The sequence below is a fragment of the Neisseria sicca genome (assembly GCF_014054945.1).
GTDB lineage: Bacteria > Pseudomonadota > Gammaproteobacteria > Burkholderiales > Neisseriaceae > Neisseria > Neisseria sicca.
In genome coordinates this window covers 2655823-2681220 of record NZ_CP059566.1, presented here as the reverse complement: position 1 = coordinate 2681220, position 25398 = coordinate 2655823, and the positions used below count along the sequence as shown (strand labels likewise).

General features: G+C 53.2%; 23 protein-coding genes, 1 pseudogene and 1 riboswitch. Of the genes and pseudogenes, 11 read left to right on the top strand and 13 right to left on the bottom strand.

From position 1 onward, the window contains the following. Positions 1 to 29 precede the first annotated feature (29 nt). Positions 30 to 2822 (top strand): isoleucine--tRNA ligase, encoded by a 2793-nt coding sequence (gene ileS, locus H3L95_RS12700; RefSeq protein ID WP_040668230.1) that lies wholly within the window; start codon positions 30 to 32, stop codon positions 2820 to 2822. A 211-nt stretch (positions 2823 to 3033) separates the two neighbouring features. On the opposite strand, the gene H3L95_RS12695 is transcribed toward ileS, so the two are convergent. After that, entirely contained in the window at positions 3034 to 3528 is a 495-nt protein-coding gene (locus tag H3L95_RS12695) for a DMP19 family protein (RefSeq protein WP_003757153.1), read from the bottom strand. A 163-nt stretch (positions 3529 to 3691) separates the two neighbouring features. On the opposite strand from H3L95_RS12695, the gene H3L95_RS12690 reads away from it, so the two are divergent. Then, entirely contained in the window at positions 3692 to 3883 is a 192-nt protein-coding gene (locus H3L95_RS12690) for a zinc-finger domain-containing protein (RefSeq protein WP_003763364.1), read from the top strand. Between the two features lie 6 nt (positions 3884 to 3889). Beyond that, entirely contained in the window at positions 3890 to 4237 is a 348-nt protein-coding gene (locus H3L95_RS12685) for a hypothetical protein (RefSeq protein ID WP_003763387.1), read from the top strand. A gap of 253 nt (positions 4238 to 4490) precedes the next feature. On the opposite strand, the gene H3L95_RS12680 is transcribed toward H3L95_RS12685, so the two are convergent. The 6 genes from H3L95_RS12680 to H3L95_RS12655 form a co-directional block, all read right to left on the bottom strand. Continuing rightward, on the bottom strand, positions 4491 to 5315 hold the full coding sequence (locus tag H3L95_RS12680; protein WP_040668248.1) for an undecaprenyl-diphosphate phosphatase: 825 nt from the start codon (positions 5313 to 5315) through the stop codon (positions 4491 to 4493). Between the two features lie 214 nt (positions 5316 to 5529). Then, positions 5530 to 6174: a thiol:disulfide interchange protein DsbA/DsbL gene (locus H3L95_RS12675; RefSeq protein WP_003757157.1), complete on the bottom strand. Its 645-nt coding sequence runs from the start codon at positions 6172 to 6174 to the stop codon at positions 5530 to 5532. Between the two features lie 10 nt (positions 6175 to 6184). Continuing rightward, positions 6185 to 7279, bottom strand: coding sequence for an SPOR domain-containing protein (locus H3L95_RS12670; protein WP_003757158.1), 1095 nt, complete (start codon positions 7277 to 7279; stop codon positions 6185 to 6187). A 457-nt stretch (positions 7280 to 7736) separates the two neighbouring features. Next, a complete protein-coding gene (locus H3L95_RS12665; protein ID WP_003757161.1) occupies positions 7737 to 9233 on the bottom strand; it encodes a YifB family Mg chelatase-like AAA ATPase in 1497 nt (498 codons plus the stop codon). 13 nt (positions 9234 to 9246) lie between these two features. Further along, the gene (locus H3L95_RS12660; protein WP_003757162.1) at positions 9247 to 9567 is read right to left on the bottom strand and encodes an accessory factor UbiK family protein; all 321 of its coding nucleotides are present in this window, start codon (positions 9565 to 9567) and stop codon (positions 9247 to 9249) included. Positions 9568 to 9766: 199 nt separating this feature from the next. Further along, complete coding sequence (locus H3L95_RS12655) at positions 9767 to 10831, bottom strand: DUF1176 domain-containing protein (protein ID WP_003757164.1); 1065 nt, start codon at positions 10829 to 10831, stop codon at positions 9767 to 9769. Between the two features lie 23 nt (positions 10832 to 10854). On the opposite strand from H3L95_RS12655, the pseudogene H3L95_RS14130 reads away from it, so the two are divergent. Continuing rightward, positions 10855 to 10962 (top strand): annotated as a pseudogene (locus H3L95_RS14130) (IS5/IS1182 family transposase); the annotation flags it as partial. 150 nt (positions 10963 to 11112) lie between these two features. Here H3L95_RS14130 and metK read toward each other — a convergent pair. Next, positions 11113 to 12282, bottom strand: a complete 1170-nt coding sequence (metK, locus tag H3L95_RS12650; protein ID WP_009312787.1) for a methionine adenosyltransferase — start codon at positions 12280 to 12282, stop codon at positions 11113 to 11115. Between the two features lie 191 nt (positions 12283 to 12473). Next, positions 12474 to 12583: riboswitch (SAM-I-IV-variant riboswitch) on the bottom strand. Between the two features lie 92 nt (positions 12584 to 12675). On the opposite strand from metK, the gene H3L95_RS12645 reads away from it, so the two are divergent. Together H3L95_RS12645 and nqrM are read left to right on the top strand one after the other, a co-directional pair. Next, the gene (locus H3L95_RS12645; RefSeq protein WP_046398801.1) at positions 12676 to 13725 is read left to right on the top strand and encodes an FAD:protein FMN transferase; all 1050 of its coding nucleotides are present in this window, start codon (positions 12676 to 12678) and stop codon (positions 13723 to 13725) included. Positions 13726 to 13763: 38 nt separating this feature from the next. Continuing rightward, complete coding sequence (gene nqrM, locus H3L95_RS12640; protein ID WP_003757168.1) at positions 13764 to 13985, top strand: (Na+)-NQR maturation NqrM; 222 nt, start codon at positions 13764 to 13766, stop codon at positions 13983 to 13985. Between the two features lie 219 nt (positions 13986 to 14204). Here nqrM and H3L95_RS12635 read toward each other — a convergent pair whose 3' ends face one another. Then, on the bottom strand, positions 14205 to 14516 hold the full coding sequence (locus H3L95_RS12635; RefSeq protein WP_003757169.1) for a hypothetical protein: 312 nt from the start codon (positions 14514 to 14516) through the stop codon (positions 14205 to 14207). A 579-nt stretch (positions 14517 to 15095) separates the two neighbouring features. After that, positions 15096 to 17309 (bottom strand): RelA/SpoT family protein, encoded by a 2214-nt coding sequence (locus H3L95_RS12630; protein WP_003757171.1) that lies wholly within the window; start codon positions 17307 to 17309, stop codon positions 15096 to 15098. A gap of 313 nt (positions 17310 to 17622) precedes the next feature. Here H3L95_RS12630 and H3L95_RS12625 point away from each other — a divergent pair, with 313 nt between their 5' ends. Then, complete coding sequence (locus H3L95_RS12625; protein ID WP_040668233.1) at positions 17623 to 18264, top strand: GrxB family glutaredoxin; 642 nt, start codon at positions 17623 to 17625, stop codon at positions 18262 to 18264. Between the two features lie 185 nt (positions 18265 to 18449). Here the strand turns inward: H3L95_RS12625 and H3L95_RS12620 are convergent, their stop codons facing one another. Beyond that, complete coding sequence (locus tag H3L95_RS12620) at positions 18450 to 18698, bottom strand: hypothetical protein (RefSeq protein ID WP_003757173.1); 249 nt, start codon at positions 18696 to 18698, stop codon at positions 18450 to 18452. Positions 18699 to 18991: 293 nt separating this feature from the next. After that, a complete protein-coding gene (locus tag H3L95_RS12615; RefSeq protein WP_003757175.1) occupies positions 18992 to 19159 on the bottom strand; it encodes a hypothetical protein in 168 nt (55 codons plus the stop codon). Here H3L95_RS12615 and H3L95_RS12610 point away from each other — a divergent pair. Continuing rightward, positions 19158 to 20564, top strand: a complete 1407-nt coding sequence (locus tag H3L95_RS12610; protein ID WP_003757174.1) for a DEAD/DEAH box helicase — start codon at positions 19158 to 19160, stop codon at positions 20562 to 20564. The genes H3L95_RS12615 and H3L95_RS12610 overlap by 2 nt on opposite strands. A gap of 242 nt (positions 20565 to 20806) precedes the next feature. Here H3L95_RS12610 and recG read toward each other — a convergent pair whose 3' ends face one another. Further along, positions 20807 to 22849, bottom strand: a complete 2043-nt coding sequence (gene recG, locus H3L95_RS12605; RefSeq protein WP_128887903.1) for an ATP-dependent DNA helicase RecG — start codon at positions 22847 to 22849, stop codon at positions 20807 to 20809. Positions 22850 to 22978: 129 nt separating this feature from the next. Between recG and H3L95_RS12600 the strand changes: the two genes are divergently transcribed. The 3 genes from H3L95_RS12600 to H3L95_RS12590 all read left to right on the top strand — a co-directional run bounded on the left by H3L95_RS12600 (position 22979) and on the right by H3L95_RS12590 (position 25339). Then, on the top strand, positions 22979 to 23689 hold the full coding sequence (locus H3L95_RS12600) for an SMI1/KNR4 family protein (RefSeq protein WP_003757177.1): 711 nt from the start codon (positions 22979 to 22981) through the stop codon (positions 23687 to 23689). Between the two features lie 48 nt (positions 23690 to 23737). Continuing rightward, positions 23738 to 24715: a virulence RhuM family protein gene (locus H3L95_RS12595; protein ID WP_003757178.1), complete on the top strand. Its 978-nt coding sequence runs from the start codon at positions 23738 to 23740 to the stop codon at positions 24713 to 24715. A 63-nt stretch (positions 24716 to 24778) separates the two neighbouring features. Continuing rightward, positions 24779 to 25339, top strand: a complete 561-nt coding sequence (locus H3L95_RS12590) for a hypothetical protein (RefSeq protein ID WP_128887904.1) — start codon at positions 24779 to 24781, stop codon at positions 25337 to 25339. Positions 25340 to 25398 lie beyond the last annotated feature (59 nt).

The following is a 25398-nucleotide window of genomic DNA, read 5'->3' as shown; positions in this document are numbered from 1 at the left end:
GAAATACCGAGACCATAGAGAATCACAACATGACCGATTACAGCAAAACCGTAAACCTGCTCGAAAGCCCGTTTCCGATGCGCGGCAACCTTGCCAAGCGCGAGCCTGCGTGGCTGAAAAGCTGGTACGAGCACAAACGCTATCAAAAACTGCGCGAAATCGCCAAAGGCCGTCCGAAATTCATCCTGCACGACGGCCCGCCGTATGCCAACGGCGACATCCACATCGGTCATGCCGTCAACAAAATCCTCAAAGACATCATTATCCGCAGCAAAACCCAAGCCGGTTTCGACGCGCCTTATGTGCCGGGCTGGGACTGCCACGGTCTTCCCATCGAAGTGATGGTGGAAAAGCTGCACGGCAAAGATATGCCCAAAGCGCGTTTCCGCGAATTGTGCCGCGAATACGCCGCCGAGCAGGTTGCCCGCCAGAAAAAAGACTTCATCCGTCTGGGCGTGTTGGGCGATTGGGACAACCCCTACCTGACCATGGATTTCAAAACTGAAGCCGATACCGTGCGCATGCTCGGCGAAATCTACAAATCCGGCTATCTCTACCGCGGTGCGAAACCGGTTCAGTTCTGCTTGGACTGCGGCTCTTCGCTAGCGGAAGCGGAAGTGGAATACAAAGACAAAGTATCACCTGCGATTGACGTTGGCTATCCGTTTAAAGACACCGCCGCGCTTGCCGCCGCATTCGGTTTAGCAGGCATCGAGGGCAAAGCGTTTGCCGTCATCTGGACGACCACGCCTTGGACGCTGCCTGCGAGCCAAGCCGTGTCTGCGGGTGCGGACGTGGTGTATCAACTGATTGATACGCCCAAAGGCAAATTGGTGCTGGCGAAAGATTTGGCGGAAGACGCGCTCAAACGCTACGGCTTCGTTTCAGACGACCTCAGCGTCCTCGCGGAAACCACCGGCGACAAGCTGGAAAACCTGCACATGAACCATCCGTTCCTCGAACGCGATATCCTCATGCTCAACGGCGAACACGTTACCACCGACGCCGGTACGGGCTTGGTGCACACTGCCCCTGCGCACGGTTTGGAAGACTACGCCGTCTGCAACAAATACGGCATCGAGCTTTACAACCCCGTCAACGCCGAAGGCAAATACATCAGCGAAACGCCGCGCGTCGCAGGCATGAGCGTTTGGGAAGCGAACCCCGTCATCCTGCAATGGCTGGAAGAAACCGGCAACCTCTTGGCAAGCAGCAAAATCGAACACAGCTACGCCCACTGTTGGCGCCACAAAACCCCGCTGATTTACCGCGCGACGGGTCAGTGGTTTATCGGCATGGACAAAGCCGGAAGCGACGGCAAAACCCTGCGCGACAAAGCCATCAAAGCCGTGGACGACACCGAATTCTTCCCGTCTTGGGGTCGCGCGCGCCTCGAAGCCATGATCGAAGGCCGCCCCGACTGGGTTGTTTCGCGCCAACGCTATTGGGGCACGCCGATGACCTTCTTCGTCCACAAAGAAACGGGCGAGCTGCATCCGAACTCCGCCGAGCTTTTGGAAAAAATCGCCCTGAAAATCGAAGAAAAAGGCATCGAGGCATGGTTCTCCCTCGATAAAAGCGAATTGTTGAACGCGGAAGATTGCGAAAACTACGACAAACTTTCCGACACGATGGACGTATGGTTCGACTCCGGTTCGACCCATTATTCCGTCTTGAAACAGCGCGAAGAATTGGACTGGCCCGCCGACCTCTACCTCGAAGGCAGCGACCAACACCGCGGCTGGTTCCAATCCTCCATGCTGACCGGCTGCGCCTCATCCATGGGCCGCGCCCCGTACAAACAGCTTCTGACCCACGGTTTCGTAGTGGACCAAAACGGCCGCAAAATGTCGAAATCCATCGGCAACGTCGTCGCGCCGCAAGAAGTCTATAACGAGTTCGGCGCCGACATCCTGCGCCTGTGGGCGGCATCCACCGATTACAGCGGCGAATTGGCGATTTCCAAAGAAATCCTCAAACGCGTAACCGAAAGCTACCGCCGCATCCGCAACACCTTGAGCTTCCTGTTTGCCAACCTCAGTGATTTCGACCCGTTCGAACACACCGTACCGCAGGCAGACATGGTCGAAATCGACCGCTACGCCTTAGTGTTGGCGCGCCAGCTGCAAGAGCGTCTGGCAGGCGACTTCTATCCGCGCTACGCCTTCCACTTCGCCGTGAAAGACATCGTCGCCTTCTGCTCGGAAGACTTGGGCGCGTTCTACCTCGACATCCTGAAAGACCGCCTCTACACCACCAAAGCCGACAGCCACGCCCGCCGCAGCGCGCAAACCGCCCTGTATCACATCACACGCAGCCTGGTTCTCTTGATTGCACCGATTTTGTGCTTCACCGGCGAAGAAGCGTGGGACATCATCGGCGGTGGAGAAGAAGACAGCGTCCTCTTCCACACCTGGCACGAGTTCCCGCCCATCAACGAAAAAGCCGAAGCCGAACTGGTGAAAAAATGGACAGCAGTCCGCGAAGCCCGCGAAGCCGTAACCGCCGCCATCGAGCCTTTGCGCACCGACAAAACCGTCGGTTCGTCATTGCAGGCAGAAGCCGAAATCACCGCGCCGGAAGCCACCGCCGACTACCTGAACGCCTTGGGAGAAGAATTGCGCTTTGCCCTCTTGGTGTCCAAAGTCGAAGTCAAAACCGGCAGCGAACTCGCCGTTACCGCCAAAGCCAGCGACGGCGAAAAATGCGAACGCTGCTGGCACTACACCCACGACATCGGCACAGTCGCAGGACATGAAACCATCTGCAAACGCTGTGCCGAGAATGTGGACGGCAAAGGCGAAGAGCGGCATTACGCTTAAGCTCGTCTGAAAAAAGGTCGTCTGAAAACCGAATCAGGTTTTCAGACGACCTTTTGCTATCGACCTCCCACACAGGAAAATCTGTTCAATATTTCTTATAGTGGATTAAATTTAAATCAGGACAAGGCGACGAAGCCGCAGACAGTACAGATAGTACGGCAAGGCGAGGCAACGCCGTACTGGTTTAAAGTTAATCCACTATAACGTTCACTCAATCCGCAATCTCCGCAAACTTGCCCCAATTTGCCAACACATACGCCACAGCCGCCGCCATATCGTCGTCCGCGATTTCGTAATATTCGCCGTCCAATTCCTCAAAATCGGGAAACTCGGCACGAATCGCGTCCAAAGATGCCCCGCTGTCCGCCATTTCCTCGATTTTTGCGCCGTCCCGCTCGTATAAAGCCTTCGCCTTATCTAAAATCTTAGGTGTCGGTTTAATCCGCCAGCGGCGCAGGCTGTCGGCGACGGGGTTATGGAACACATATTCGCCGTAACCCGCCGCAATCAGTTGCACAAAACCGCCCTCCTGCACTTGGCTGTCCAAATAGCAGTAAGCCGTCAGCGTGTGTTGTTCGTCGTTCAAACACCGCATTTCCTCATCGCCTGCCGCATCCGTATAATCCAAATACGCCGCGCTCAATGTGTAGAGAAATTCTGCGGCGTCTTGAGGGTTCAAATCATCCTGCCGGAAAAGTGTCGTCATGTTAAAGCCCGTTTGAAAATAAAGTGATTTAAAGCCGATTCATCATAAAAACCGCATTATAACCAAAGCATTATCAAACCAAAACCTATTTTCAGACGACCTTTTGCGATGCACAAGCAGGCGATATATCGTACAATAAGGTCGGACTTACCAAGGAAAAATCATGAACGCAAACACCGAAACCGTCATTATCTACCCCAAAGACCTGCCGCTGCACTGCTCCGGCCCCAACCACGAAACTTGGAACGGTCATCCGCGCGTCTTCCTCCCGATTCAGTCCGACAGCGACATCGAATGCCCCTACTGCGGAACGCGTTACCATCTCGAAGGCCACATTCCCCACCACCATTATTGAGACGCTATGAAGAGATACGCCCTCCTGCTGTTGCTCGGACTGTGTACCGCCTGCGGTTCGTATAAAGCCGTCCGCCCCGATGCCCCTCTTGCCGTCGTCGCCGAAGCGCAAAACAACGCCATCCGCTACCAAGCCGCCGACGGCAGCCGCATCTCCGCCATCTACGTCAACAGCAACAGCCCGATGACGGTCGAACTGCGTCAGGGAAGTACGGTCGAAAAACTGACGCAAACCCATTCGATGACCAAAACCACGGAATACCGCAACGCAAGCACAATATGGCAGCTTCAGGACGGCTTCGCCACGCTTACCCGCGGCGGCAAAACCGTCGTTTTCACCGAAATCATCGAATAATCCTGTCTGAAGTTCTTATCAAAAGGTCGTCTGAAAAACCTTAAACGATGGTTTTTCAGACGACCCCTGCGTTAAACCGACAATCCGGAACTTTCATTCCTGCATCTGGATTTGACAGGAAAAATCCCCTACGGCGCTGCTTGAACCATATTGCGATATGGTGTATCCGAACAAATCAAAGGTCGTCTGAAAACCTTGTTTTCGAGGTTTTCAGACGACCTTTTATCATGGGCAGGTTATTCCTACTTCAACATCATGCAGTCCATTTGACCCAGCCCATATGCGAAGTCAGCAGAATCAATCCGCCGAAGACGATGCGGTAATAGGCAAACGGAACGTAGTTTTTACTGGACACGAATTTCAACAGCGATTTAATCGCTAAGAAACCTGCCAAGAAGGCGGCGATAAAACCGACGGCAATCAGCCCGATATCCTGCAACGTGAAGAGTTCATAGTGTTTAAATACGTCATAGCCGGTGGCGGCAATCATCATCGGCACGGCGAGGAAGAAAGAAAATTCGGTCGCGGCTTTTCGCTCGATGCCCCACAGCATACCGCCCATAATCGTACTGCCCGAACGCGAAGTCCCCGGCACCAGCGCGCACACTTGGGCGCAGCCGACCACAAGCGCGTCAATTGGACGCATTTCATCCACGCTTTTGACTTTAGGTTTGACTTTGCTTTGGCGTCTTTCGACCCACAGAATAAAGAGTCCGCCCAACACCAGCATGATAGCCACGGTTTTTGGATTAAATAGATATAATTTAATTTGTTTTCTAAACAGAAATCCCATCAAAGCGGCAGGCACGAACGCGATGGCAAGGTTCAGCACAAAGCGGTTGGCGGCACGGTCTTTGCCCAATCCGGATAAAATGGAGGTAAAACGTTGACGGTATTCAAAAATCACGGCAAGCACCGCGCCCAGTTGGATGGCGATTTCAAATACTTTGCCGTTACTGTGGAAATTGAGCAAGTCGCCCAATACAATCAAGTGGCCGGTACTTGAAATCGGCAGAAATTCCGTCAAGCCTTCCACAATGCCCATAAGCAGGGCTTTTAATAAGGTCAAAATGTCCATATTGCTTTCTTTTTTGGTTTTCAGACGACGTTTGCCCGTCTGGATTTCAGGATGAAGCGGTATCGGAATCGGAAAACTGCTGCGGTATGACGGCATTCGCCCTATTCCTCAGCAGTATTCGTTTTTATGTATTTTACGCCGCCCAAAACAAACAGACAGTTCGGAAACCGCCTTATCTTTTGCGGTCATTCCGAAACTGTCTGGCTAAATTCCGTCAGCGCGCGGCTTTGCCGGAACGCTCTTGGCGGACTTTGTTAATCAGCTCGCCTATGATTTTCTGCCCATTCGCCCAATCGCTGCTGAATATGACCCGATATCTGCCTCCGACGATGACGTCCGGCGTACCTTCGATACGGTAAGTCTCGGTCAGGCTTTGCATTTTTTTAGCGGCTGCGAGGCTGGCGGGTGCGTCGTATGCGGCAATCAGTTTTTTGCTGTCAAAGCTTTTTTGTGCCGCCGCCCAGCTTTTGAAAGTGGCGGTATCCGCCAAATTGATTTTCTGTTCGTGTACGGCTTTGAAAATAGCGGGGTTTGCCTGATACTTCAAACCCGAAGCGTTAACCGCCGCGGCAACCCGCGCCAAGCCCAACATTTCAGGCATCCAGACGACATGTTCGGTACGCAGGTAAACGTCTTTCGGGAAAGTTTTGCTGTATGACAGCAAGACGGGATCAAAGTTTTGGCAATGTATGCAGAAATAGCCGAAAAATTCCAAAACTTCGATTTTGGATGCGTCTCGTTGCGGAATCGGTTTGTTCAAAACCGTGTAATCCACGCCTTCGACCGCAGCCTGCGCACTTGCGGAAAAGGCAAGCGCAAGGCTGAGGAGGACGGCTGCCGGTTTGGTTGTCCGTTTCATTGCCGCCTCCTTATTGAGCCGAACGCATCAGGCTGTTGATATTGTGTTTTTGCAAGTCTTTCTGAACGTTTTTTGCGGCTTCAGACGACATGCTGTTGCTTTGTACGCGGTAAACGGTTTTGTCGCCGTTGGTGCGTTCGACCACTTTGGACGAAATGCCCAGCATGGCGAGTTTGGCACGTTGCGCGTCGGCGCTGTTGCGGTCGGCGTACGAACCCATTTGCAGGATGACTTTCTTACCGCCTTCCGCAGTTTTGGCTTCGGCTTTGGCGTTGTCGGCTTTAGCAGTTTGTTTTTCTGCTTCGGCTTTTTTCACTTCTTTCGCCGCGCCTTTATTTGCTTCCTGACGGGCTTTTTCGATGCTGCCGCTGTTCAGGATTTGCTCGGGGGTCGGTTTGTTGGTTTTGGCCGTTTCGGTTTTCTTGGCTTCGGCGGCTTTCTTCTCTGCCGCTTTTTTCTCGGCAAGTTTGCGCTCGGCGCGCGCTTTTTGTTTATCCGTCAACTCGGCTGCCTTTTTGGCTTTATCGGCGGCTTCTTTGTCGGCTTTTTCTTTTTCTGCGCGTTTTTTCGCAAGCTCTGCCTTTTTCTCGGCGAGTTTTTGTTTCAACTCGCGTTCGGCAGATTCTTTGTCTTCTTTTTCAGCTTCACGCAGGGCTTTTTCTGCTTCGCGGGCTTCGTCTTCTGCTTCATGGACGGCACGCTCTTTTTCCGCTTTTTCTTTGTCCGCGCGTTCTTTCTCGGCTTTGGCTTTATCTGCCTTTTCTTTCGCTTCTTTTTCTGCGCGTTCTTTTTCTTTGGCTGCCGCATCGTCGTCGGCTTCGCTGCGTTTCTGTTCGGGCTTGGCTTCTTCTGCCGGACGCTCTTTCTCTACAGGAACGACGACAGGCTGCTCTTCAGTCTCAGGCTTGGATTCAGGTTTGGATTTTTCCTGCGGCTTGAGGATTTCAGGCTCGGTTTGCTGTTTTTGAGGCTCGGTCGCGCCCTTGAAGGCGTTCGGGGTGTCTTGATTCAGAAAATACAGGATGCCCCCGATCACGCCGGTGGCGAGGATGAGGCCGAAGAAAAAGCCGAAAAGGCCTTTGCCGTATTGAGTGTTCTTATTCATGAGATACCTATATTGATGATGCCGTTCAGACGACCTTTTGGCGGCAGAGGAATCTGCTGCTGCCATCGGCAGGGACGGGTCATTTTATCAATATCCTTTATATTGGGCAAAAATGCGCCGTTTGTTTACATGGTTTTTACGAAAACCGCCGTGATGTTAGGACGCGCTGACAATTGACCGACGACGGGCTTCTTTTGCCCGAACAGAATACTCCGCATTGGACACACCAGCAAGATACCCGACCCGTCTAAACTTTTATAGTGGATTAAATTTAAATCAGGACAAGGCGACGAAGCCGCAGACAGTACAGATAGTACGGAACCGATTCACTTGGTGCTTCAGCACCTTAGAGAATCGTTCTCTTTGAGCTAAGGCGAGGCAACGCCGTACTGGTTTAAAGTTAATCCACTATACTTTGAATCTTCCGTTTTCAGTACCCAAGGTCGTCTGAAAAACCTTACAACGCGCGGCGGAAGCTGACGGCTTTCAAAACATGGCTTCTGCCGACTTCTTCATCGCCCGCCAAATCCGCCAACGTACGCGCCACGCGCATGATTCGGTGGAAGCTGCGGGCGGAGAGGGAGAGTTTTTCCAACAGGCTGCCCAAGGCTTCCTGCGCTTCTTTTTGGATGCGGGCGGACGTGTCGAGTTCACTGACGCTCAAGGCGGCGTTGACTTTGCCCTGCCGCGCGTATTGTTTGTCGCGGGCGGCGATCACGCGCGCCAACACGACGGCGCTGCTTTCCCCCGCTTCCTGCTGCATCAGTTCGGCGGCGGACAGGCTGGGGACTTCGATGGTCAAATCGATGCGGTCGAGCAGCGGGCCGGAAATTTTACTGCGGTAACGCGCAACGCTTTCGGGCGTGCAGCGGCAGGGTTTGACAGGATGCCCGAGATAACCGCACGGACACGGGTTCATGGCGGCGACAAGCTGGAATTTGGCGGGATAGACGGCTTGGCGCGCCGCGCGGGAAATGTGGATTTCGCCGTTTTCCAAAGGTTCGCGCAAAACTTCCAAAACTTTGCGGTTGAACTCGGGCAGCTCGTCCAAAAATAAAACGCCGTGATGCGCCAATGAAATTTCGCCCGGACGCGGGTCGGAACCGCCGCCGACCATGGCTGCCGAGCTGGCACTATGGTGCGGGCTGCGGAAAGGCCGGTGGCTGTCGAGTTGTTGCTGATGATTGGGCAGGAGCGAACGCAACGCCCATACTTCGACCAATTCGTCTTCGGTCAAAGGCGGCAGAATGCCGGGCAGCCGTTGGGAAAGCATGGATTTGCCCGTTCCCGGCGGGCCCATCATCAAGAGGCTGTGTCCGCCCGCGGCGGCGATTTCCAAAGCAAGGCGGGCGGTATGTTGACCTTTGACATCGATGAGGTCGGGCAGTTTGGCGTTTTCAGACGACCTCTGCGGGACTTGGCAGGCGGTTTGTGCCAAAGGTTCGATGCCGTTCAAATGGGCGGCGACTTCACCTAACGAACGCGCACCGTAAACGGTAATGCCGCGCATCACGGCGGCTTGCTCTGCGTTTTCCTGCGGCAAGACGAAAGAACGTCCCGCCTGCATACCCTGCCACGCCATCGCCAACGCGCCGCGCACGGGGCGCAACATGCCGGAAAGCGCCAATTCGCCGGCAAACTCGTATTGCGCGAGCTTTTCGGGTGCGATTTGTCCGGATGCGGCGAGGATGCCCAGCGCAATCGGCAGGTCGAAACGTCCCGATTCTTTGGGCAGGTCGGCGGGGGCGAGGTTGACGGTGATTTTTTTGGCGGGGAAGTCGAAACCGCTTTGGATGATGGCGGCGCGCACACGGTCGCGGCTTTCTTTGACTTCGGTATCGGGCAATCCGACGATATTGAAATGAGGCAGGCCGTTGGCAAGGTGGGCTTCCACTTCGACCAACGGCGCATTCATGCCGCTCAAGGCGCGGCTGTAAACCAAGGCAAGCGACATGTTTCAGACGACCTTATTCGCCGGCTTCGGTTTGCTGTTTGATTTCGGCGACGGCTTCTTCGGCTGCGGCTTCGGCAGCTTCCAAGGCAGACTGCTCAGGCTCTTGCGCGGCTTCGAGTTTTGCCAGACGCTCTTCCAGCTCGACCAGTTTGGTGCGGGTTTTAATCAAAACCTGCTGCTGGATGTCGAATTCTTCGCGCGTAACCAAATCCATGCGGTTGAACGCACTGCCGAGCATGGCTTTGACGTTTTTCTCCATGTCTTTGGCGGGGCTGTTGGCGATGGTTTCGCTGATTTTTGCGCTGACTTCTTCAAAGAGTTGTTTGCCGAACATAATCCGTATCCTTTATATCAGAATATATAAAATCCAAGCGTATTGTATAAGGAAAAAGGTCGTCTGAAAACGGGCATTCTGCTGCCGCGCCTTTTCCCTTCCAAACATCGCCCGCGTGTAGCAAATGCCCGCAAAATCGCTCAATCTTGCGGGCATTTTTGAAACGGCTTTTGCCGCCTGTTTCGATATTCGGCGTATTTTAACGCTCAACGCGGGCATCAAAAATCGGCATCACCCACGCACCGCCGGTAAAGCCTTTGCACGAGCCGGTAGTGTGTTCGCCGCTACGGACGAAGCTCTTGCCGTCCCACACCGCCGTATTGCTTGTCCAGCAGTCGCCTATGCCGCGGCCTTTGAAGCTGCCGCTGAGGGTGGCTGTTTTCTCGTCGAATCCGCCGTGCCCGCCGTATGTCATCGGCGGCAGCACTTGTTCGATTTTGGTCAACTCTTTATCGGCAATGGCATAGTAGCCGCTGGTTTGATAAGCACCGCCGATACAGATGGCCGAAATCAACACCTGACGTTCGTTGAGCGGATGGACATACAGGCTGCGGTTCCAACCCATTTGCTCTTTATTATGCAGGGCGGGACAGTAATTATCGTCGCCTTCGGAAACGCGGTTGCTGTTGCGCAGCAGCTTCATGACGGCGCTGTGGCGCGGTGTGTCTTGTTCCAGTATATCACCTGCTGTTTTCGGCACGGCAACGGCGCGGATGACGGGCTTAGGCTGCGGGCTGAGGACTGTCTGACTGCTGTTGCCTTTGCGTATCAGCGCGGAAGGCGTATTCAGACGACCTTGGAATTCGTCCGCTTTCAACATTGCCGCCGCCGCGCCTTTGTCGGACAAGTGCCATTCATATTTTCCCGCGCGGATGCTGATTTTGCTTTCTTTTTTCAATGCTTCGAGCAAGGCGTTGGTTTGCGCGCTGCTCAATTTGCCTGTGCCTTTTTTGTTCAACGCCAATTTGCCCAGTGATTTGCCGTTCAGTATCAATTCACTGCGGGCTGCCACACGGGCGAGTTGACGCTCATCGTCGTTAAACGGCAGCAGGGAAACTTCGCCGGCAACGGCGGCGTTCGCCCCCGCTTTTCGGGTAAACAAGATGGAAACCGGCGTTTCTGTTTCGTCCGCCTGATATCCAGCAAGACGGCATGTGCCGGTATTGTCGCAAGCGATGTCCCAGTCTTGGTAATTTTGATAAAAGCCTTGGGGCGGAGCGGCCAGTGCGGTGACGGGCAAAACAGCCAGCAGCCATTTTTTCATGATGTATTCCTTCAGTTTTATTTTATAGTGGATTAAATTTAAATCAGGACAAGGCGACGAAGCCGCAGACAGTACAGATAGTACGGCAAGGCGAGGCAACGCCGTACTGGTTTAAAGTTAATCCACTATATTGGTGGACGGGTAAAAGACGGCGCAGCAAGGAAACACAGTGCCGCGCTGCTTTTTTTGTAAAACATATGATGCGTCGTTTGCCAAAAAGTTTTTGACTCGGGACGGCAAAGGTCGTCTGAAACTCCCTTTCAGACGACCTCCATGCTTTTTTATACGCCTGCGGCTGCTTTCAATGCGGCAGCTTTGTCTGTGCGCTCCCAAGTAAATTCAGGCTCTTCGCGGCCAAAATGGCCGTAGGCGGCGGATTTACTGTAAATCGGGCGCAAGAGGTCGAGCATTTGGACGATGCCTTTGGGGCGCAGGTCGAAATGTTCGCGAACTAAGGCAATCAGTTTGTCTTCGCTGATTTTGCCTGTACCGAAAGTATCGATGGAAATCGAGGTCGGTTCGGCAACGCCGATGGCGTAGGAAACCTGAATCTGACATTGGGTCGCCAAGCCTGCGGCGACGATGTTTTTCGCAACATAACGGCAGGCGTAGGCAGCGGAACGGTCCACTTTGGACGGGTCTTTGCCGGAGAATGCGCCGCCGCCGTGCGGAGCCGCGCCGCCGTAGGTATCGACGATGATTTTACGGCCGGTCAGACCGCAGTCGCCTTGCGGGCCGCCGATGACAAAGCGGCCGGTCGGGTTGATCAGGTATTTGGTTTCGGCAGTCAGCATTTCGGGCGGCAGAACGGGCTTGATAATCTGCTCGATCACGGCTTTGCTCAGTTCTTCATGGCTGATGGCAGGATCGTGCTGGGTGGACAGGACGACGGTGTCGATGCGTTTTACTTTGCCGGTTTCGCTGTCATAAACCACGGTCAGCTGCGCTTTTGCGTCGGGACGCAGCCAGGGCAGGCGGCCGTCTTTGCGCAATTCGCTTTGACGCTGCATCAGGCGGTGGCTGTAATAGATGGCAAACGGCATCAGGGTCGGGGTTTCGTCGCAGGCGTAGCCGAACATCAGGCCTTGGTCGCCCGCACCTTGGTTCAGGTCGATACCTTCGCCTTCGTTCACGCCTTGGGCAATGTCGGGGGATTGCTGGTCGTAGTACACGCCGACCGCGCAGCCGTTGGCGTCAAAGCCCAGCTCGGACGAGTTGTAGCCGATGCGTTTGATGGTTTCGCGTGCGACTTTGATGTAGTCCACATGGGCGGTGGTGGTGATTTCACCCGCCAACACGCACAAACCGGTGTTTACCAGAGTTTCCGCCGCGACGCGCGCTTTGGGGTCTTGCGCCAAAACCGCATCCAAAATCGCATCGGACACTTGGTCGGCTACTTTGTCCGGATGGCCTTCGGAAACCGATTCGGAAGTAAACAGATATTCGCTCATTTCAATATTTTCCTTCAAAAACAAGCCGTCTGCTTTCAGACGACCTGTTGTTTCATCATATATCCCACAACGGAAATCATAACAAAATTTCCACCTGCACTCCATCCAAATGATAAATATTCCCACTTGGATAAAGCGGTTCGGAATCCTGCCCGTACAGAACATACGGGCAAAAAAATTCCCGCATCAAGCGGGGGGATTTGAATTGCCCTCTCGGACCACATCGGCTTTGCAGCCGTCCACCTTACCTTTCCGTCTGAAAAGCAGGTTGGCATGGAATTCCCAACTCTTAATGCAGCGCGGATGTTAGCAGAAAAGCCCCGCCCCCGCAAGCCGCGCGCCCCTGCGTTTTACGTTACAATACGTCGTCTGAAAACACCGAATATCCCTATCATGCACCTGCCCTCCGCCATTCCCGCCCTTGCCGCCGCCCTTATCCTTACCCTACCCTTGGGTGCGTGCGGCAAGAAGACATCCGAACAAACCGTGCTTCAGGGCGAAACGATGGGGACGACCTATACCGTCAAATACCTTTCAGACGACCTTCCCAACCCGCCCGCGCCCGAAGCCGTGAAAAAACAGATTGATGGCGCGCTCGAAGAAGTCAACCGCCAAATGTCCACCTACCGCGAAGACTCCGAAATCAGCCGTTTCAACCAAATGCGCGAGACCCGCAAACCCATGCCCGTTTCCGCCGATTTCGCCGCCGTTACCGCCGAAGCCTTACGCCTCAACCGCCTTACACAAGGCGCGCTCGACGTAACCGTCGGTCCGCTTGTCAACCTTTGGGGCTTCGGACCGAACAAAGAAATCACCCGCGAACCCACCCAAGCCGAAATCGACAAAGCCGCCGCCCAAACCGGCACCGACAAAATCATCCTGACGCAAAACGGCAAACAAGCCACGCTCGCCAAAACCCAGCCCGAAACCTATCTCGACCTTTCCTCCATCGCCAAAGGATTCGGCGTGGACAAAGTGGCAGGCGAACTTGAAAAACTCGGCATCAACAACTACCTTGTCGAAATAGGCGGCGAATTGCACGGCAAAGGCCGCAACGCCCAAGGCGAACCTTGGCGCATCGGCATCGAACAGCCCAACATCGTCCAAGGCGGCAACACCCAAATCGTCATCCCCCTCGACAACCGCTCCCTCGCCACCTCCGGCGACTACCGCATTTTCCACGTTGACCCGCAAGGCAGGCGGCTGTCCCACATCATCGACCCCAAAACCCGCCGTCCGCTGTCGCACCGTCTCGCCTCCATCAGCGTCGTCGCCGATAACGCCACCACCGCAGACGGACTGTCCACCGGACTTTTCGTACTCGGCGAAACCGAAGCCCTCAAACTCGCCGAACAGCAAAACCTCGCCGTTTTCCTGATTATCCGCGACCAAAACGGCTACCGCACCGAAATGTCCGGCGCGTTTAAAAAACTACTCCATTAATATCCACGCACTCATATCCATCCCACAGGAACACCATCATGAAAACCCTACTCCTCACCTTCGGCCTTTTCCTCCTTGTCATCCTCGGCATGGCGGTCGGCTATATTTTTTCCAAACGCACTATCAAAGGCAGTTGCGGCGGCATCTCCTCGCTTGGCATGAAAAAAGTCTGCGACTGCGACACCCCGTGCGACACCCTGCAAAAGAAACTGGACGAACAGAAACAACAGGAAAGCAAAGGCATTACCGTCGATCATTGAACCCTGCTCGAATCAAGTTCAGCCTTGCTTTGAACTTGGCAACACAAAAGGTCGTCTGAAAACCGCATATTGCAGTTTTCAGACGACCTTTTAAACATTCTTTGCATAGATCATTTAAATAGAAATTTACATCTCAATTATTTTAGAAGAACATCTAACTTTTTAAAATTTAGGCACTTTTCTTACCAAACCAGATTCGTACTCTAGCAAAATAACAAGTTAAAAGCCTATTTCATCCCTATCAAATATATCTCCTTCATTTTCATTTTCATACTTATCAAGTAATTCTTTAATCTTTTCATCTCTTTTTTTATCAAAGCCATAATCCCAAAAGAATTTATATGATAAGGTATCTTTTACTACTTTTTTAATGATATTATCACATTTCTCCTCAGGATTTAAAAGAGAAAAAACGATATTTTTATCATTGCAGATAGTATTAAGCTTATACCATCTATATGAAATTGGACCAAATATAAGACTAGATATAAGAACAAATATTAAAAAGGAATTTATTTTCGAAATATTCATATTACTCTCCTTATGTAAATATTATATAATGTAAATTTGAATAAATATTTCAATACTTTTCAAAGTATACCAGATATTATATCTTTTTTCGTAAATAAATGTAAATATATACGCTATTTATAATGATTTAAATATTATTTTTTGTAAAGTATAATGTATTTAATTAACTATGTTTTTTATATTAAGAACTAATAAAACCTTAATAACAACAAAATATATACAAAATAAAAGGTTTATTTATCAAAAATCTTATCCAAAAAATTAAAACAAGCAAGTCTCAGTTTGTACAAATCTTCGTTTTATGAACTGCACACAAAAATTATCTAAACTTCAGAAGTTTCAGATGGTTTTACTATCTCCATACATATCAATCAAACTTCACTAGAAACGTAAATTCGACCTGCAAACAGAAGTTGACCAAACTTCAGCCACAGTATCTGAGAAACTTAAGCTGAAATCGACAAACATTTGGACAGCTTGAAAGAAAGACTAGAGAAAGGCAAAATTAGTCAAGAAGGCTACGAAAAAGGTCGTCTGAAAAACCGCAAATCCGTTTTTCAGACGACCTTTTGCTTCTCCTTACAAGCGTGTGACGCTCAACACGCCTTTGACGTCGCCGAGGCTGGCGAGGACGCGCGGGAGGTCGTTGACTTGTTTGACTTCGAGCGTGAACCTCATACTGGCTTCCAAGTCGCGGGATTGGGTTTGCACGGCGGTAACGTTGAGTTTGTGGCGGGCGAGCGCGTCGGATACGTCGCGCAAAAGCCCTGAGCGGTCTTGGGCGCGGATTTCGACATCGACGGCGAAAACTTGTCCTTCCTGCAACGCCGCCCAGCTTGCGTCCAACACTTTTTCAGGCGCTTGTTCGGCGAGGTGTTGGAAAGACGGGCAGGTTTTGCGGTGTACGGAAATGCCGCGCTCGCGGGTAACGAAGCCGACAATATCGTCGGGTGGCGCGGGTTTGCAACATTTGGCAAGCGTGGTCATCAAGCCGTCTTCGCCATCGATGAGCACACCCGTTTTGCCGCCTTTTTTGATTTTGGACTGTTTGACGATGGTGGTTTCGCTGACGGGTACGGGCGGCGGTTCGTTCAGCGTACCGCAGGCTTTCTGGATGGCGCGGTTGGAAATCTCGCCTTGTCCGACGGCGGTGTAGAGGTCGTCGAGTTTTTTGTAGCCGAGGTTTTCGGCAAGTTCTTGCAGGTTGGGCTTGGGCGTGAGTTTGGCAAGCTGTTTGTCGAGTTGGACGCGGCCTTCTTCGCGCACGGTGTCGGCGTTTTGCTGGCGGATGTAGGCGCGGATTTTGCTGATTGCCTTGCTGGATTTGACCCAGCCTTCGTACAGCCAGTTGACGGAAGGATGCCCTTCTTTGGCGGTGATGATTTCGACGCGCTGTCCGTTTTCGAGCGGGGTGGACAGCGGCACGATTTGCCCTTCGACTTTCGCGCCGCGGCAGCGGTCGCCGATGCTGCTGTGTAAGGCGTAGGCGAAGTCGATGGGGGTTGCGCCCGTGGGCAGGGAGAGGACTTTGCCGTGCGGGGTCAGGACGTAAATCGTATCGTTGAAAAGCTCGGTTTTGAAGGCGGCGGCGAGGTCTTCCTTGCCGCTTTCCGCCATGTTTTCGCGCCAGTCCAAGAGTTGGCGCAACCAGGCGATTTTTTGTTCGTAGGCGGAATCGCCTTTGCCGCCCTCTTTGTAACGCCAGTGCGCGGCGACACCGAATTCGTTGAATTGGTGCATATCGAAGGTGCGGATTTGTACTTCCACGCCTTTGTCTTCCGGGCCGACGATGACGGTGTGCAAACTTTTATAGCCGTTGCCTTTGGGGTTGGCGATGTAGTCGTCGAACTCGCCGGGAATGGGCTGCCAGAGGCTGTGGACGATGCCCAGCGTGGTGTAACACTCAGGAACGGTATCGACCAAAATCCGCACGGCGCGGATGTCGAACAGCCCGTCGAAGCTGAGTTTTTTCTTCACCATTTTTTTGTAAATGGAGTAGATGTGTTTCGGACGGCCGGCGACTTCAAAGTGGACGTTGTATTTTTTAAGCTCCGCGCGCAGGATGTTGAGGAAGTTTTCGATGTATTCGAGGCGTTCGGTGCGTTTTTCGTCCAAAAGCAGCGCGATTTCGCGGTATTTTTCAGGTTCTTGATGGCGGAAGCCGAGGTCTTCGAGCTGCCATTTGAGCTGCCACACGCCTAGACGGTTGGCGAGCGGGGCGAAGATGTCGAGGGTTTCTTTGGCGACGGCGCGCTTTTCGGGGCTGTCGGGAACCTCGCTGAGGAACTGCATGGTGCGGGTGCGCATGGCGAGCTTGATCAACACGACGCGGATGTCGGTGACCATCGCCAGCAGCATTTTACGCATGGTTTCGGCTTGCTGGGCGCGCTCTTCGGAAGTGGCGAGGCTGTCCACGCGGGCGAAGTGGGTGAGCTTCTGCACTTCGTCCACACCTTTGACCAGCTCGGCGACGGTGCTGTTGCAGCGTTCGGAAACCAAGAGGTTCCAATCGGGAACGTAGCGTCCGATGTCGGCAAGCAGGGTGGCGGCGACGGCATCGGAGAGCAGGTCGAGTTCGTTGACCATCTGCGCCGCGCCGAGCAAATGGTCGAGCAGCGGTTCGCCATACGGCGTGGCGGCATCGGCGGGATAGTGTTCCTTTGCCAACGACCATGCGGCGCCGATGAGGTTTTTATCGTTGTCCGGCAGCGCGGCGCAGTAACTGTCGAACCATTCGCGCAATTCTTGCGGAGTCGCGCTTTGCGTGTCTTGAATCGGGCTGGTGGCGGTCATGATGGTGTCTTTTCGTTTCGATAAAAACGGGTTTATTGTAACAGGTTGCCAAAGGGATTTGCGGGCTGTTTTGCGGGATATAGTGGATTAACTTTAAACCAGTACGGCGTTGCCTCGCCTTAGCTCAAAGAGAACGATTCTCTAAGGTGCTGAAGCACCAAGTGAATCGGTTCCGTACTATCTGTACTGTCTGCGGCTTCGTCGCCTTGTCCTGATTTAAAGTTAATCCACTATATTGTCTGTAAGCGGGTTGTTTCAGACGACCTTAAATGATATGGTTCGTCCGTTTGATGAACTTGAAAAGGAGTATCCGATGAAGCTGTATATTTACGACCATTGCCCGTTTTGCGTGCGTGCGCGGATGGCGGCGGGACTGTTTGGCGCGGACGTTGAAGAAGTCATCCTGGCAAACGACGACGAGGCAACACCGATCGGCATGATCGGCGCGAAACAAGTGCCCATCCTGCAAAAAGAAGACGGTTCGTTTATGGGCGAGAGTTTGGACGTTGTCCGCTATCTTGACCGCGAGGGTCGTCTGAAAGATGAAACCCGCCCCGAAATCCAGGCATGGTTGGACAAGGTGGGCGAATACAACCTGAAACTCGTCCAGCCGCGCGTGATCAAACTCGAGCTGCCCGAATTTGAAACGCCGGAAGCGGTGAAATATTTCACGGATAAAAAAGAGAAAAGCATCGGCAGCTTCGCCGCCAATTTGGAGAAAACCGGTCAGTATGTGCAACGGCTGAACGGGGATTTGGCGGAACTGGAAACTCTGATGACCGAAAGCGGCGCAGGTTTGAACGGCGAAATCGGCATGGAAGACATATTGGTGTTCCCGATATTGCGCAACCTGACCGTCGTACGCGGTGTCGAGTGGCCGCAGAAGATTATGGACTACCTGCTGCGCATGAGCGAAGTATCGGGTGTGCCGCTGTATTTCGACCGCGCCTTGTAATCACCGAATCCGCCGGATAAAACAAACGGAAAGGTCGTCTGAAAACAGTTTTCAGACGACCTTTCCGTTTGCGCCCGCCCTACCTTCCGGGAGTGAATGGAATCAGGCGGAACAAGCATGGCGAGAAATTGTTGATGTATGACCCCGAACAGATCGGGTGATACATCAATAATTCCTAGCTGTGCTTATTGTGCGGCAGGTGCAGAAGCAGCAGCTGCGGCTGCGCCTTCAGCGGCGCTGCGTTGGTAGCCTTTGTCTTTCATACATGCATCGAACACGGCGCGGTCTTGGTTTGCACCGGAAGCTTGTTGACATTGAGCGATTGCCTCTTCAACGCTTACGCTAGGGGTTTTAGCTTCTTCAGTAGTTTTGCTGCTAGAACAGGCACCCAGCATCAGGCTTGCAGCGGCAACGGCGATCAATAAAGTTTTCATGTCGTATATTCCTATTGTGATTGATGGTTTACAGCGCAAATTTGCGTCTGTCCCAAAACAGAGTCCCATTAGTACGATTTAGTTTCATTTACATATGAAAGGTTTTGATAAGTTTGAACTATGACAGTAAATGCCGTCAGGAAATGATAAGCGGTTTCAAAAATTTAAGGGACATAAACGCCGGCGGCATGGCAATGTAAAAAATTCCCTTACCGACTCGGCAACGCAGCCGAACAACTATGCTCAGCCCGCCTGCCGTTGGGCGGCGCAAGGGTTTTATGGCATAATCGCGCTTACCTTTCCATGCCGCAGAGACCACATCCCCCCTTCTGCGGTTTGCCGTAAACCGGCCGCACACTTTGCCGGCGGCATCCTATCAAACACACAATCAAAACATCCTCCCGTTTCAGACGACCCCATGCGGCATTCCGCATCCCGTCCGAACAGAAAGATACCGCCATGAATCCATTCGCCTCACTCGGGCTTGGCAGCGAAATCGTTTCCGCGCTGACCGAACAAGGTTACGAAAACCCGACGCCCATCCAAGCCGCCGCCATCCCCAAAGCACTCGCCGGCCACGACTTGCTCGCCGCCGCCCAAACCGGCACGGGCAAAACCGCCGCCTTTATGCTGCCCAGCCTGGAACGCCTCAAACGCTACGCCACTTCCAGCACCTCGCCCGCGATGCACCCCGTGCGTATGCTGGTGTTGACTCCGACGCGCGAACTTGCCGACCAAATCGACCAAAACGTGCAGGGCTACATCAAAAACCTGCCGCTGCGGCATACCGTCCTCTTCGGCGGCGTCAACATGGACAAACAAACCGCCGACCTGCGCGCCGGCTGTGAAATCGTCGTCGCCACCGTTGGCAGGCTGCTTGACCACGTCAAACAGAAAAACATCAACCTCAACAAAGTCGAAATCGTCGTCCTCGACGAAGCCGACCGTATGCTCGATATGGGTTTCATCGACGACATCCGCAAAATCATGCAGATGCTGCCCAAACCACGCCAAACCCTGCTCTTTTCCGCAACCTTTGCCCCGCCCATCCGCAAGCTCGCCAAAGACTTCATGAACGCGCCCGAAATCGTCGAAGTCGCCGCGCAAAACACCACCAGCGCCAATGTCGAGCAACACATCATCGCCGTTGACGCGCTCAAAAAACGCAACCTCTTAGAGCGGCTGATTGTCGATTTGCAGATGAACCAAGTCATCGTATTCTGCAAAACCAAACAAAGCGTCGACCAAGTGACCCGCGACCTCGTGCGCCGCAACCTTGCCGCCCAATCCATCCACGGCGACAAATCCCAGCAAAGCCGCCTCGAAACCCTCAACGCCTTCAAAGAAGGCAGCCTGCGCGTCCTCGTCGCCACCGACGTCGCCGCACGCGGTCTGGACATCGCCGAGCTGCCCTTCGTCATCAACTACGAACTGCCGACCCAGCCCGAAGACTACGTCCACCGCATCGGGCGCACCGGCAGGGCGGGCGCGGACGGTGTCGCCATTTCCCTGATGGACAAAACCGAGCAGAAAATGTTTGAAGCCATCAAGGAACTGACCGGCAACGACTTGGCAGTCGAACGCATCGAAGGCTTCGAGCCGAACTGGTGGGGAAGTGACGCCGACGGCGATGCCGCCGCAGACACCCAAGCCGCCCCAACCCGCAGCCGCGGCAGCGACAGAAACCGCTCCGAACGGAACAACCGCAGCGAACGCAATGAACGTAACGAGCGCGGCGACAAATCCCCAAAAGCCGACAAAACCGATCCCGGCGCCGCCTGCGGCACCATCGCCGGACGCAGCCGCCGCAGCCGCAGGGAACGCCAACCCTGCGCCCTGCTGCAACCCAATTACGGCGCAAAATAAAGCCGGTTCCCCATAAAACCCGAAAGGTCGTCTGAAAAAGATTTCAGACGACCTTTTTATAGTGGATTAACAAAAATCAGGACAAGGCGACGAAGCCGCAGACAGTACAGATAGTACGGAACCGATTCTCTAAGGTGCTTCAGCACCTTAGAGAATCGTTCTCTTTGAGCTAAGGCGAGGCAACGCCGTACTAGTTTAAAGTTAATCCACTCTATCCGCAGGCGAAGCCTTTTCAGACGACCTCACACGCCCAAATACCCTTCCCTGCTGGCAAGCCACCTTGCCAGATGCGCTTCGACGATTTCGGGGTTTTGTTCAATCAGCATCGGAGCGATTTCGCGCGCTTGTTCCAAGAGGTGCAGGTCTTCTTCGAGGTTGGCGAAGCGCAGCATGGGGACGCCGCTTTGGCGCGCGCCGAGAAATTCGCCGGGGCCGCGGATATTGAGGTCTTGGCGGGCGATTTCGAAGCCGTCGGTGTGTTCGTAGATAACTTTCAGCCGCGCTTTGGCGAGTTCGCTCAAGGGTTCGGCAAACAGGAGGATGCACACGCTTTCTGCCGCGCCGCGCCCTACCCGCCCGCGTAATTGGTGCAGCTGCGCCAAGCCCATGCGTTCGGCGTGTTCGATCACCATCAGGGCGGCGTTGGGCACATCTACGCCGACTTCGATGACGGTGGTGGCGACCAAGACGTTCAGACGGCCTGCGGCAAACTGAGCCATGACTTCGGCTTTTTCGGCGGCTTTCATGCGCCCGTGTACCAAGCCGATGTTGAGTTCGGGCAAGGCTGCCTGAAGCTGCTCGAGGGTTTCGGTAGCGGTTTGCAGTTGCAGGGTTTCGCTTTCTTCAATCAGCGGGCAGACCCAGTATGCCTGCTGCCCTTTGCGGCAGATGTTGAGGACGAAGCCTTCGACTTCGGCGCGACGGACGTTGTTGACGAGGCGGGTTTTAATCGGGGTGCGCCCGGGCGGCAACTCGTCGATGACGGACACGTCCAAGTCGGCGAAGAAACTCATGGCGAGCGTGCGCGGGATGGGCGTGGCGGACATCATCAGCTGGTGGACGTCGCGCCCTTTGTTTTTAAGGGCGAGGCGTTGGGCGACGCCGAAGCGGTGTTGTTCGTCCACAATCACCAAGCCCAGATTTTGAAACTCGACGTCGTCTGAAAACAGGGCGTGTGTGCCGACGGCGATTTTGACGGTACCGTCGGCGAGTTTGGCTTTGGCTTCGTCTTTGGCTTTTTTGCGCTGGCTGCCGGAAAGCCAGACGACTTCGAGACCCAACGGCTCAAGCCATTGTTTGAACTTGATGAAATGCTGTTCGGCAAGGATTTCGGTCGGCGCCATCACGGCCGCCTGCGCGCCGGATTCGATGGCGGTCAGCGCGGACAAGGCGGCGACGATGGTTTTGCCGCTGCCGACATCGCCTTGCAGCAGGCGGTGCATCGGGTGGGTTTGCGCCATATCGCGGCGGATTTCGGACACGACCCTTTCTTGTGCATCGGTCAGGGCAAACGGCAAGGCGTGGCGCAGGGCTTGGGTCAATGTGCCGTCGCCGCCCAATGCCGCCGCCGTACCGCTGACGCGCTTCTGCCGCGCCAAGCGCATGGAAAGCTGTTGCGCCAAAAGTTCGTCGAATTTGAGCCGCTGCCATGCGGGCAGCGCGCCGTCGGAAAGCTGGTGGATGGTAAAGCTCGGCGGCGGCGAATGCAAAAGGCGCAGGCTTTCGGCGAGGTGCGGCAGTTTCAGACGACCCAATAAGGCATCGGGCAGCGTGTCGTGCAGCGGCGTAACGTCCAACGCCGTCTGAATGATGCGGCGCAAAGTGGGCTGGTTCAAACCGTTTACGGTCGGATAAACGGGCGTGAGGCTTTCCGCCAAACCGCTGCCCTCGGCATCGCGGATTTTGGGATGAATCATCTCATCGCCGTAAAATCCGTGTTTGATTTCACCCACGGCGCGGATGCGTTTGCCGGCCGCCATCTGTTTCTGATGGCTGGCGTAAAAGTGGATGAAGCGCAGAAAAAGGACGCTGCCGGAACCGTCGGCGATTTGGACAATCAGCTGCTTGCGCGGTTTGAACGTTACTTCCTGATGGATGACCTCGCCCTCAACCTGACACGGCACGCCGATCGGCGCATCCTTAATCGGCATGATGTGCGTCTCATCCTCGTAACGCAGCGGCAAATGCAAAACCAAATCCCATGCGGTATGGAGGTTGAGTTTGTCGAGTTTCTTAGCGGAAACGTCGGTGATTTTGAGCTGTTTCTGGGTTTCGGGCGTCATCATGGCTTTGTCCTTTAATGGCGCGTATTTTAGCTGAAAATGTAGGAAGGGATCGTCTGAAAGGACGTTCGGCACCAAGTTAATCCTTTATAATAGCGTGTTTTTTAGACGACCCCTGCCCCAGATTACTCCATGAATTATCTGCAAAATATCGCCACCCTCTATCAACTTGACCCCCTACCCTGCGGTCTGCCCGAAGCCGAAATCACCGCTGCCGAACAACGCCTAGGCATCCGCTTCCCCGCCATGTTGCGCGAATATCTGCTTACATTGGGCGGCAGCGAGGCGGCCAATCAATCGTTTAACCGATTGTTGCCATTGGAAAAGATGGATTTTGACGGCGATTATCTGGTGCTGATGGAAGAAAACCAAGGCGTATTTCTGTGCGGCATTGCCAGAGCCGATTTGGAGCAAGACAACCCGTCCGTCCATATCGGCTTTTACACCGATGAAACCGAAAGCTACACATGGCAGCCGCACCTGCCCGACACCTGCACCCTACTGCTGGAATTGGCTTACACCAACGCCGCCATGGGTGGTCTGCACTACTGCGCCAACATCATGGACGAAGAATCGACAGATGCCCAAGCCGTACAGTTTATCCAACAAAACCGCACCGAAATCATAGAACTCCGTCAAGAGAATCAACGCTTCTACACCGACGGCTTTCACGAAATCATCCTGCTTTGCTTCGCAAAAAACGGCAACGCAAACGGCGTATTTATCGGCACCACCGACCCAAACCGCTTCGATACGCTGCTCGAACTGTTCGGCTGGGACAGTTGGCTCTACACTTCTTATGACGATGAAGATGAAGATGACGAAGAATGTGATGAGGAATAAACCGGCAATATTTTTCAGACGACCTTTACCTGCAAACGGGGAAAACCCATGTCCGACATCCTGATTTACCAAACCGAAGACGGCCGCACCCGCGTAAACCTGCTGGTGCAGGAACACACCGTCTGGCTCAATCAAAGCCAACTTGCCGAACTTTTTGACACCTCCGTGCCAAACATCGCAACGCATATCAAAAATATATTGGAAGACAAAGAGTTGGATGAGAATTCAGTTATTAAGGATTTCTTAATAACTGCCGCAGACGGCAAGCAATACCAAGTCAAACATTATGCTTTGGAAATGATTTTGGCGATCGGCTTCCGAGTGCGCAGCAAACGCGGCGTGCAGTTCCGTCGTTGGGCTAACGAGATTTTGACGGGCTATTTGGAAAAAGGCTTCGTGCTGGACGACAAACGCCTGAAAAATCCCAACGGACGCGTGGATTACTTTGACGAACTGCTGGAAAGAATCCGCGACATCCGCGCCAGCGAAATGCGGTTTTATCAAAAAGTGCGCGAACTGTTCAAACTCTCTGCCGACTACGACCCCACCGACAAAGCCACGCAGATGTTTTTCGCCCAAGCGCAAAACAAACTGATTTACGCCGTAACGCAGCAAACCGCCGCCGAACTCGTCTGCCACCGCGCCGACGGCAACGCCCCCAATATGGGGCTGACATCATGGAGCGGCGAACGCGTGCGCAAAGCCGACATCGTCATTGCCAAAAACTACCTGACCGCCGACGAAATCGACACGCTCAACCGCCTGACCGTCATCTTTCTGGAAAGCGCGGAACTGCGCGCCAAAAACCGGCAAGGCCTGACGCTTTCGTTTTGGCAAAACCGCATAGACAGCATCATCGCCGACAACGGCTTCGCCGTATTGGAAGGCAAAGGCACGCGCAGCCACAAGCAAATGGAAGCGTTTGCCGGCGAACAATACGGACTGTTCAGGCAAAACCGTTTGGCGCACATGGCGCGGCAGGCGGAAGCGGAAGATATTGCCGAATTGGAAGCGTTGAAACGGTAGTTTCAGGCCGTCTGAAAACCCAATTTATAGACACTTAACAAATAAATTTTAACTATGAGTAATATGAGTATTGAAATTTTTACCTTCTTAGGAGGCGGTGCGGTAGGCGCAGTAATCAGCACATCTATCAGCGCATTTGTTGCCTACAAAACCACCCAATCCAATCAAAATTTTCAATTAGAAATGGAGCATCAAAAACATCAAAGGGAACAAATTGAAAAGAAGTTAGCAGAGAGGAAAAGGATGTTACTGGAAATTCATCAATTATTAAGTAGAATTTCTCGTGAGTTTTCTTCGACCGGCATCAATATAAAAAGGGAAGCACAGATAACTGCAGAGCAATATGATGCAACGTATTCAGAAATATGCACATCCTGTGATTTGATCAATGCTTATTGCGATTTGTTTTTCCCAGACTTATCTCGCGATATAAATAGGATATGTGGAGAAATGAATATGTTTTGGGGAACTTTCAAAGGTTATCTCTACTTTCTGGAAACACAAGCCGACCAAGAACTGAAGTACAGCAAAATGAATGAACTTGTAACCATAGCCAACAAAATCAATGAATATATTAGAACAGCAAAATATAAACTGTCTTCCATAATGGAAAAAATGGAGTAGCCAAAGTGCGACTGCTTTCTTGAATCAGACTCCCCTATTTCAAAACAAAACATTAATTG

Coding starts and splice junctions, on each gene's coding strand:
- ileS (WP_040668230.1), top strand. CDS start 30: ATGACCGATTACAGCAAAACCGTAAACCTGCTCGAAAGCCCGTTTCCG.
- H3L95_RS12695 (WP_003757153.1), bottom strand. CDS start 3,528: ATGACGACACTTTTCCGGCAGGATGATTTGAACCCTCAAGACGCCGCA.
- H3L95_RS12690 (WP_003763364.1), top strand. CDS start 3,692: ATGAACGCAAACACCGAAACCGTCATTATCTACCCCAAAGACCTGCCG.
- H3L95_RS12685 (WP_003763387.1), top strand. CDS start 3,890: ATGAAGAGATACGCCCTCCTGCTGTTGCTCGGACTGTGTACCGCCTGC.
- H3L95_RS12680 (WP_040668248.1), bottom strand. CDS start 5,315: ATGGACATTTTGACCTTATTAAAAGCCCTGCTTATGGGCATTGTGGAA.
- H3L95_RS12675 (WP_003757157.1), bottom strand. CDS start 6,174: ATGAAACGGACAACCAAACCGGCAGCCGTCCTCCTCAGCCTTGCGCTT.
- H3L95_RS12670 (WP_003757158.1), bottom strand. CDS start 7,279: ATGAATAAGAACACTCAATACGGCAAAGGCCTTTTCGGCTTTTTCTTC.
- H3L95_RS12665 (WP_003757161.1), bottom strand. CDS start 9,233: ATGTCGCTTGCCTTGGTTTACAGCCGCGCCTTGAGCGGCATGAATGCG.
- H3L95_RS12660 (WP_003757162.1), bottom strand. CDS start 9,567: ATGTTCGGCAAACAACTCTTTGAAGAAGTCAGCGCAAAAATCAGCGAA.
- H3L95_RS12655 (WP_003757164.1), bottom strand. CDS start 10,831: ATGAAAAAATGGCTGCTGGCTGTTTTGCCCGTCACCGCACTGGCCGCT.
- metK (WP_009312787.1), bottom strand. CDS start 12,282: ATGAGCGAATATCTGTTTACTTCCGAATCGGTTTCCGAAGGCCATCCG.
- H3L95_RS12645 (WP_046398801.1), top strand. CDS start 12,676: ATGCACCTGCCCTCCGCCATTCCCGCCCTTGCCGCCGCCCTTATCCTT.
- nqrM (WP_003757168.1), top strand. CDS start 13,764: ATGAAAACCCTACTCCTCACCTTCGGCCTTTTCCTCCTTGTCATCCTC.
- H3L95_RS12635 (WP_003757169.1), bottom strand. CDS start 14,516: ATGAATATTTCGAAAATAAATTCCTTTTTAATATTTGTTCTTATATCT.
- H3L95_RS12630 (WP_003757171.1), bottom strand. CDS start 17,309: ATGACCGCCACCAGCCCGATTCAAGACACGCAAAGCGCGACTCCGCAA.
- H3L95_RS12625 (WP_040668233.1), top strand. CDS start 17,623: ATGAAGCTGTATATTTACGACCATTGCCCGTTTTGCGTGCGTGCGCGG.
- H3L95_RS12620 (WP_003757173.1), bottom strand. CDS start 18,698: ATGAAAACTTTATTGATCGCCGTTGCCGCTGCAAGCCTGATGCTGGGT.
- H3L95_RS12610 (WP_003757174.1), top strand. CDS start 19,158: ATGAATCCATTCGCCTCACTCGGGCTTGGCAGCGAAATCGTTTCCGCG.
- H3L95_RS12615 (WP_003757175.1), bottom strand. CDS start 19,159: ATGGCGGTATCTTTCTGTTCGGACGGGATGCGGAATGCCGCATGGGGT.
- recG (WP_128887903.1), bottom strand. CDS start 22,849: ATGATGACGCCCGAAACCCAGAAACAGCTCAAAATCACCGACGTTTCC.
- H3L95_RS12600 (WP_003757177.1), top strand. CDS start 22,979: ATGAATTATCTGCAAAATATCGCCACCCTCTATCAACTTGACCCCCTA.
- H3L95_RS12595 (WP_003757178.1), top strand. CDS start 23,738: ATGTCCGACATCCTGATTTACCAAACCGAAGACGGCCGCACCCGCGTA.
- H3L95_RS12590 (WP_128887904.1), top strand. CDS start 24,779: ATGAGTATTGAAATTTTTACCTTCTTAGGAGGCGGTGCGGTAGGCGCA.